Origin of the sequence: Methylophaga sp. UBA2513 (genome assembly GCF_002341285.1) — a bacterium.
In the GTDB taxonomy this organism is placed as follows: Bacteria; Pseudomonadota; Gammaproteobacteria; order Nitrosococcales; family Methylophagaceae; genus Methylophaga; species Methylophaga marina.
Genome location: NZ_DDNT01000011.1, coordinates 60523 through 66963, shown reverse-complemented (window position 1 = coordinate 66963; position 6441 = coordinate 60523). Strand labels below are relative to the sequence as shown.

Here is a 6441-nt window from a genome sequence, read left to right as displayed (position 1 = left end):
TGGGCTGGTATCGGTATGGCGATCCCAAGCTTAGAAAACGAAACAGATGGTCTTGGCGCAGTCGGTGCATACCGTGCATTGTCTAGCTGGACTAACCTGGGTGGTGTTCTGAGTGTATTCAGCCTGTAAGACCCAGATGATATAGATTACCCTGTAATCTTAATCTGAATAAAAGGCCCGGCATCTTTTGATGTCGGGTCTTTTTTTTGAACAAAAAAAACCAGGCACAAGGCCTGGTTAAAATGAAATATAGGTAATGCAATCATGTGGTAAACCACAAAATCATTAAAGAAGCTGAAAAATTCTCTAATACATATATTGTATAAAGACAGCCAAGGATAGTCGTGAGCATAAATGCATTTTTAACTGGGTGTTTTTTACCTGAGACAGGTAAGAAGATCTTCCTGAGCATTGAGCTAATTTTGACGGTTTTTAATACAGCCATTTTTGTGGATTATAGGCAGGTAAAGCTTTTTCCGGCGATCCTTGAATCAGGAAAATCCTGAATGGCAAGGCGGGGAATCCTGACGAAACAAGTTTATTCGCTGTGTACTATCTAATCGTCTTCCAAATAGGTTGGATGACATTAAATAAAACAATTTTAGAGAGGATATAGTTATGTGGACTAAACCTGAATATTCAGACATGCGTTTTGGTTTTGAAGTAACCATGTACATCTGCAACCGTTAATCACGGTTTTGATGTATGCCCGGGACTTTCTGTTCCGGGCAACGTTATACCAGATAAAATTTGTTAAAGTCTTATCTGGTCTAATGCAAGTTTCTAAGGATATTTATGTTTGTACATGTTTTAGGTTCGGGAGCCGGCGGTGGTTTTCCTCAGTGGAATTGTAATTGCACTAACTGTAAAGGTGTAAGAGAGGGCACAATTAAAGCCAGTCCTCGCACACAATCCTCCATTGCTATCAGTGCAAACGGAACAGATTGGATTTTGTTTAATGCTTCCCCTGATATTAAAAAACAACTGGATGACTTCCCTACTTTACAACCAGCTAGACAAGTCAGAGATACAGCCATCACCGCGATAGTCATCACAGACGCACAGATTGATCATGTCACCGGCATGCTTACTCTCAGAGAACATAATAAACCTTGGGATGTATATACCACTAATGCCGTATACGAAGATCTCACCACAGGATTCCCTGTTTTCAACATTCTCGGACATTTCCGTGGCATTAATCATCATGAGATCGCGACGGATGAGTCAAGCTTCACCATTCCCACAGCAGAAGGATTAGTTTTCACTGCCGTGCCTTTGAAGAGTGAGGCACCTCCTTATTCACCGCATCGTCATAACACGGTGCCTGGCGATAACATTGGCATGCGTATAGAAGATACGCGTACCGGTAAAAATTTATTCTATGCACCAGGATTAGGTGTAGCAGAACCGCACGTTATGGAATATATGGCGAATGCTGACGTCGTACTTGTTGATGGTACCGTTTGGACTGATGACGAGATGTCACACGAAGGCATTAGCAATAAACGGGCGCAGGAAATGGGACATCTGGACCAGTCTAGTAAAGGTGGCATTATGGAGATCCTAAGTGGCATGGATAAGCCACGCAAATTCCTGATACATATTAATAATACTAATCCAATACTCAACGAGGAATCACCCCAGCGGAAAACGTTGGAAGCGGCTGGAATAGAAGTGTCGTATGACGGCATGGATATCGAGCTTTAACAGTCTAAGATGATTCTAGAGGAACATGACATGTCAGAAAAACCAGCACCATGGACACGCGAAGAGTTTGAACAAAAATTACGCGAAAAAGAGTCGCTGTATCATATTAACCATCCCTTTCATAAACTGATGCATGCTGGCAAGCTGGACCAAAAACAAGTTCAAGGTTGGGTTGCTAATCGCTTTTATTATCAAACGGCGATTCCAATTAAAGACGCTGCCATTATGGCAAATTGTGAAGATGCTTCTGTCCGTAAACATTGGGTGCAACGTATTCTTGATCACGATGGTTATGATGGAGAAGAGGGAGGCATTGAAGCCTGGCTGCAGCTGGGTGAAGCTGTTGGATTAACAAGAGAAGAACTGGAATCACATCAACATGTGTTGCCAGGTGTTCGTTTTGCGGTAGATGCGTATGTTAATTTTGCGCGCCGGGCTAACTGGCAGGAAGCGGCAGGCTCTTCGTTAACAGAATTATTTGCGCCTAAGATTCATCAAGCAAGACTAGACAACTGGCCTGACTTGTATCCCTGGATTGATGAACGAGGTTACCGCTATTTCCGTAAACGCTTAAGTGAAGCGCGTCGTGATGTCGACCATGGCTTACAAATCACACTGGATTATTGTGATACTCGTGAGAAACAACAACGCGCTGTTGATTTACTGCAATTCAAGCTTGATATCCTATGGACCATGTTAGATGCGATGTGGATGGCGTATATTGAAGGACGTCCCCCTTATTTTATGGAAGTTGAAAAATGACCGATCGCATTTTTAATGCAGACACGATTCCTGTTCTGGCTCTGGGTTACCGTTTCCAATGGGAGCCAGCGCAGGACTGTTACGTACTGCTTTACCCAGAAGGCATGGTGAAATTAAATCCTGCTGCAGGTGAAATCCTGAAGCGGGTAAGTGAAAAAAAGCAGACCGTCGGCGAGCTTATCGCTGAACTTAAAGAAGCCTTTAATGGCGCTGACTTAGACGATGACGTCTATCAGTTTTTGGAGGAAGCTCATGACAACGACTGGATCAGACCAGAATAAAGCACCAGGCAGTACTGGTGGTGCTATCGGAATGAATGTCCGTGACAGCATTCGTCAGCCTCTTTGGTTATTGGCAGAGCTTACTTACGCTTGTCCATTACAGTGTCCTTATTGTTCCAATCCGATGGATTTTGCCAATGTTAAAAAAGAGCTAACAACCGAAGAATGGATCAACGTTTTCCGCCAGGCACGTGAAATGGGTGCAACCCAATTGGGTTTATCAGGTGGTGAGCCATTAACTCGCCCCGATCTGATTGAGCTTATCCGTGAAGCCAGAAACTTGGGTTTTTATACGAATCTGATTACTTCAGGCGTAGGGTTGAATGCTGACAAGGCAAAAGAATTTAAAGAGGCGGGGTTGGATCACATCCAAGTCAGTTTCCAGGCGAGTTCAGAAGATCTTAATAACTTGATTGCTGGTACCGATGCTTTTCAGCATAAGATTGAGATGGCAAAAGCAGTAAAAGCTGCGGGTTATCCGATGGTGCTATGTTTTGTGACACATCGTCAGAATATTGATCAGATCGATGAGATTCTGGATTTAGCTATCAACCTTGACGCCGATTATGTTGAGCTGGCAACAACCCAATACTACGGTTGGGCCATGCATAATCGTGATCAACTATTACCAATGAAAGAACAATTAGTTCGTGCAGAAGCTATTGCGCATGAATATCAGGAAAAGCAAAAAGGTAATATGAAGATCTATTACGTTGTCCCTGATTATTATGAGGATAGGCCAAAAGCCTGCATGAATGGTTGGGGAAATGTATTTCTGACCGTCACACCAGATGGTACCGCTCTACCATGTCATGCGGCTCGTGAATTACCAGGCATGGAACTACCGAATGTCAAAGAACTGAGTGTGAAGGAAATCTGGGAAGGTTCGAATGATTTTAATCGTTTCCGTGGCTTTGACTGGATGAAAGAGCCTTGTCGCAGTTGTGATGAAAAAGAAAAAGACTTTGGTGGTTGTCGCTGTCAGGCCTATATGCTGACAGGTGATCCTGCGATGGCCGATCCAGTCTGTACTAAATCACCGGATCATCACCTGATCCTGGAAGCGATAGAGAAAGGGCGGCAGGAAGCTGAAAAACCAGCTGATACGGCTAAACCGCTCGTATTCAGAAACCCGAAAAACTCAAAAGAAATTTGTGGCTTATAAAAATCAATATGCGATTTTAAGCAAGGGCCTGACCAAGCAATATGGTCAGGCCCTTGCTGTTAATGGGCTCGATCTAAGTATCGAGCCTGGGCAGTTTTATGGTTTGCTTGGTCCGAATGGTGCGGGGAAAAGCACAACCATTCATATGCTAACCACCATGACGTCTGCCTCATCGGGTCAAGCATGGATTGCTGGGCTGGATGTTAGTAAAAACGCCGTTCAAACCCGAGCTGCTGTTGGCTTGGTGTTTCAGGATTCAGCGCTTGATCGGATGATGACGGTGGATGAAAACTTACAGTTTGCCGCCGCTTTGTATCATTTGAATAAACAGCAGGCGGAACAACGTATCGCTGAGTTACTGTCGGTATTTGGCTTAGAAAAAAAACGACATCAGAAATTAGTCACTCTATCTGGAGGGCAGCGACGCGCCGTTGATATTGCCCGAGGTGTCTTGCATAAACCTCAGGTTTTATTTCTAGATGAGCCGACGATTGGTTTGGATTTGCCTAACCGTCGTGCCATATGGCGGTTTATTGAACAACTTCGAAAAGATGAGGGGATGACTGTCTTTTTGACCACGCATTATCTCGAAGAAGCAGAAGCTTGCGACCATGTTGACTTCATACAAAAAGGGCAGCTACAGAAAGGTGGCTCTCCAAAAAAACTGATTAAGAATCTAGCCGCGTATATGCTGGAAATTGATTGTGCTGATACCGAAGCGGTCAGTCAGCAGATGCGCTCAGAATTTGGTGAGCCATTATGGGAAGATCAGCATCTGACATATCGTATCCAAGACAAAGAAACGGATTTTTATCAGCTGCAGAAAACACTTGGCCATGCCGTTAATGCGATGCAATGGCGTAAACCAAATTTGAATGATGTGTATCTATGGACAGTATGTCCACCTGATTATGGGGTCGTGACATGACACATATGCTTGCGGTTAAGGCTGTCGTAGCAAGAGAGCTGACAAAAGTCTTTCGTCAACGGGCAAGACTACTCAGTGCCATGGTCAGACCCATGATATGGTTGCTGGTGATAGGTTCTGGTGTGGGCAGTATGTTGCAGGGTGAGCAACAAGCGGGTTATCTGAGCTTTCTGGTGCCTGGTATTGTAGCGATGACCTTATTATTTGCCGCTTTATTGTCAGCTTTGACCCTGGTTTATGACAAAGAATTTGGTGTGATGCGAATGATGTTAATTGCCCCTATTCCGCATTATTTAATTGTGATTGCCAAATTAATCGCTGCAGCCATCACGGCGATGGTTCAGGCCATTTTGTTATTAATCATACTGGCAGTGATAGGCTTAATCGAGGTAGAAGTGGCCTTATGGTTATTATTGCCCGCTCTAGCAACAGCGGTATGTTGTGCAGCAATAGGTGGTTTAATTGCTGCATGGTCAAAAACATTAGATAACTTTGCCGTGATTATGAATTTTTTCATCTTCCCTGTATTTTTTTTAAGCGGTGCGCTTTATCCCGTCACCCAATTACCTGAGATGCTGAAGTATATCGTCTTAATCAATCCATTTAGTTATGGTGTTGACTTGATGAAACATGCGGTCCCCAGTGCGACCAGTGATTTTTCTATTATGACGGATGTGATGGTGGTGACAGGATTTTCCATTATGGCGATTAGCCTTGCTTGCTGGCGCTTTTCTCGCGAATCTGTCCACGAGCCTTTATTCCATCGTGTTACTGGTAAAAAATAAAATCACACGACCGTTGCTTTTATAAAGTCATGAATAGGCAAAGTGACTGGATATTTCCCTTATTCTTCTATGGTTGCACCTATATAAGAAAGCACTTATCCTTATTCTCCTAACCAGCTATAGCTCAAAGATAGGGGCAATAATGTGTCGTTGCTAAATCATGCTCATCATAATATGGTCGTTCAGCAAGTTCGTCCCAGTGAAGTGCTTGATAACGCCGTTTTAAGCGTGATGACAGAGGTGTCCAGAGCTGATTTTGTTGATGAGCATTTAGCGATGATGGCTTATGCCGATACAATGCTGCCTCTCTCTCATGGGCAGACCATGTTATCACCGATATTAGAAGGCCGGTTTTTACAGGCTTTACACCTTACTCCTGAAACAAATGTCCTAGAAATCGGAACCGGCTCCGGGTATTTCACCGCTTTATTGGCCAAACTGGCACGCCACGTGATATCTGTTGAGTTTTATTCAGATCTCTCTGAAAGAGCAGCACAACGTTTATCTCATGCAGGTATCGGCAATGTGACCTTAACGGTGGGCGATGCCAGCCAAGGTTGGTCGTTAGTCGAGCGTGTGGACATAATTGTCGTAACAGCAGCTTGCGCCGATATTCCTGATGACTATTTACAAAGTCTGAAAGTGGGCGGAAAACTACTTATCGTGACCGGTAAAGCACCGGCAATGCCTGTTAAATTAATCACGCGAACAAGTGAACGGGAATGGCAAACCATAGTTCTGTTTGAGACCGTTATCCCATATTTGATTAACGCTGAACCCAGCCAACCATTTGAATTTTAAAACAGAGTA

Annotated in this window: 8 protein-coding genes; all 8 read left to right on the top strand. The window is 43.9% G+C overall.

Going from position 1 to position 6441, the window contains the following annotated elements; all coding sequences use genetic code 11:
• Window positions 1–618: 618 nt before the first annotated feature.
• The 8 genes from pqqA to B3V56_RS07605 all read left to right on the top strand — a co-directional run bounded on the left by pqqA (window position 619) and on the right by B3V56_RS07605 (window position 6432).
• Window positions 619–690, top strand: a complete 72-nt coding sequence (gene pqqA / locus B3V56_RS07640; protein WP_081443609.1) for a pyrroloquinoline quinone precursor peptide PqqA — start codon at window positions 619–621, stop codon at window positions 688–690.
• A 105-nt stretch (window positions 691–795) separates the two neighbouring features.
• The gene (pqqB, locus tag B3V56_RS07635; RefSeq protein ID WP_286303801.1) at window positions 796–1710 is read left to right on the top strand and encodes a pyrroloquinoline quinone biosynthesis protein PqqB; all 915 of its coding nucleotides are present in this window, start codon (window positions 796–798) and stop codon (window positions 1708–1710) included.
• A gap of 30 nt (window positions 1711–1740) precedes the next feature.
• Window positions 1741–2472 carry a pyrroloquinoline-quinone synthase PqqC gene (gene pqqC, locus B3V56_RS07630; protein WP_286303802.1) on the top strand — a complete coding sequence of 244 codons (732 nt, stop codon included), beginning with the start codon at window positions 1741–1743 and terminating at the stop codon, window positions 2470–2472.
• Window positions 2469–2753 (top strand): pyrroloquinoline quinone biosynthesis peptide chaperone PqqD, encoded by a 285-nt coding sequence (gene pqqD, locus B3V56_RS07625; RefSeq protein ID WP_284723182.1) that lies wholly within the window; start codon window positions 2469–2471, stop codon window positions 2751–2753. Before pqqC ends, pqqD begins: the two co-directional genes overlap by 4 nt.
• On the top strand, window positions 2725–3918 hold the full coding sequence (gene pqqE / locus B3V56_RS07620; RefSeq protein WP_286303803.1) for a pyrroloquinoline quinone biosynthesis protein PqqE: 1194 nt from the start codon (window positions 2725–2727) through the stop codon (window positions 3916–3918). Before pqqD ends, pqqE begins: the two co-directional genes overlap by 29 nt.
• A complete protein-coding gene (locus B3V56_RS07615; protein WP_289281997.1) occupies window positions 3908–4846 on the top strand; it encodes an ABC transporter ATP-binding protein in 939 nt (312 codons plus the stop codon). The genes pqqE and B3V56_RS07615 overlap by 11 nt, the downstream gene beginning before the upstream one ends.
• Window positions 4843–5631, top strand: a complete 789-nt coding sequence (locus tag B3V56_RS07610; RefSeq protein WP_286303806.1) for an ABC transporter permease — start codon at window positions 4843–4845, stop codon at window positions 5629–5631. The genes B3V56_RS07615 and B3V56_RS07610 overlap by 4 nt, the downstream gene beginning before the upstream one ends.
• Window positions 5632–5775: 144 nt before the next feature.
• Window positions 5776–6432, top strand: coding sequence for a protein-L-isoaspartate O-methyltransferase family protein (locus B3V56_RS07605; protein WP_286303807.1), 657 nt, complete (start codon window positions 5776–5778; stop codon window positions 6430–6432).
• The last annotated feature ends 9 nt before the right edge of the window (window positions 6433–6441 follow it).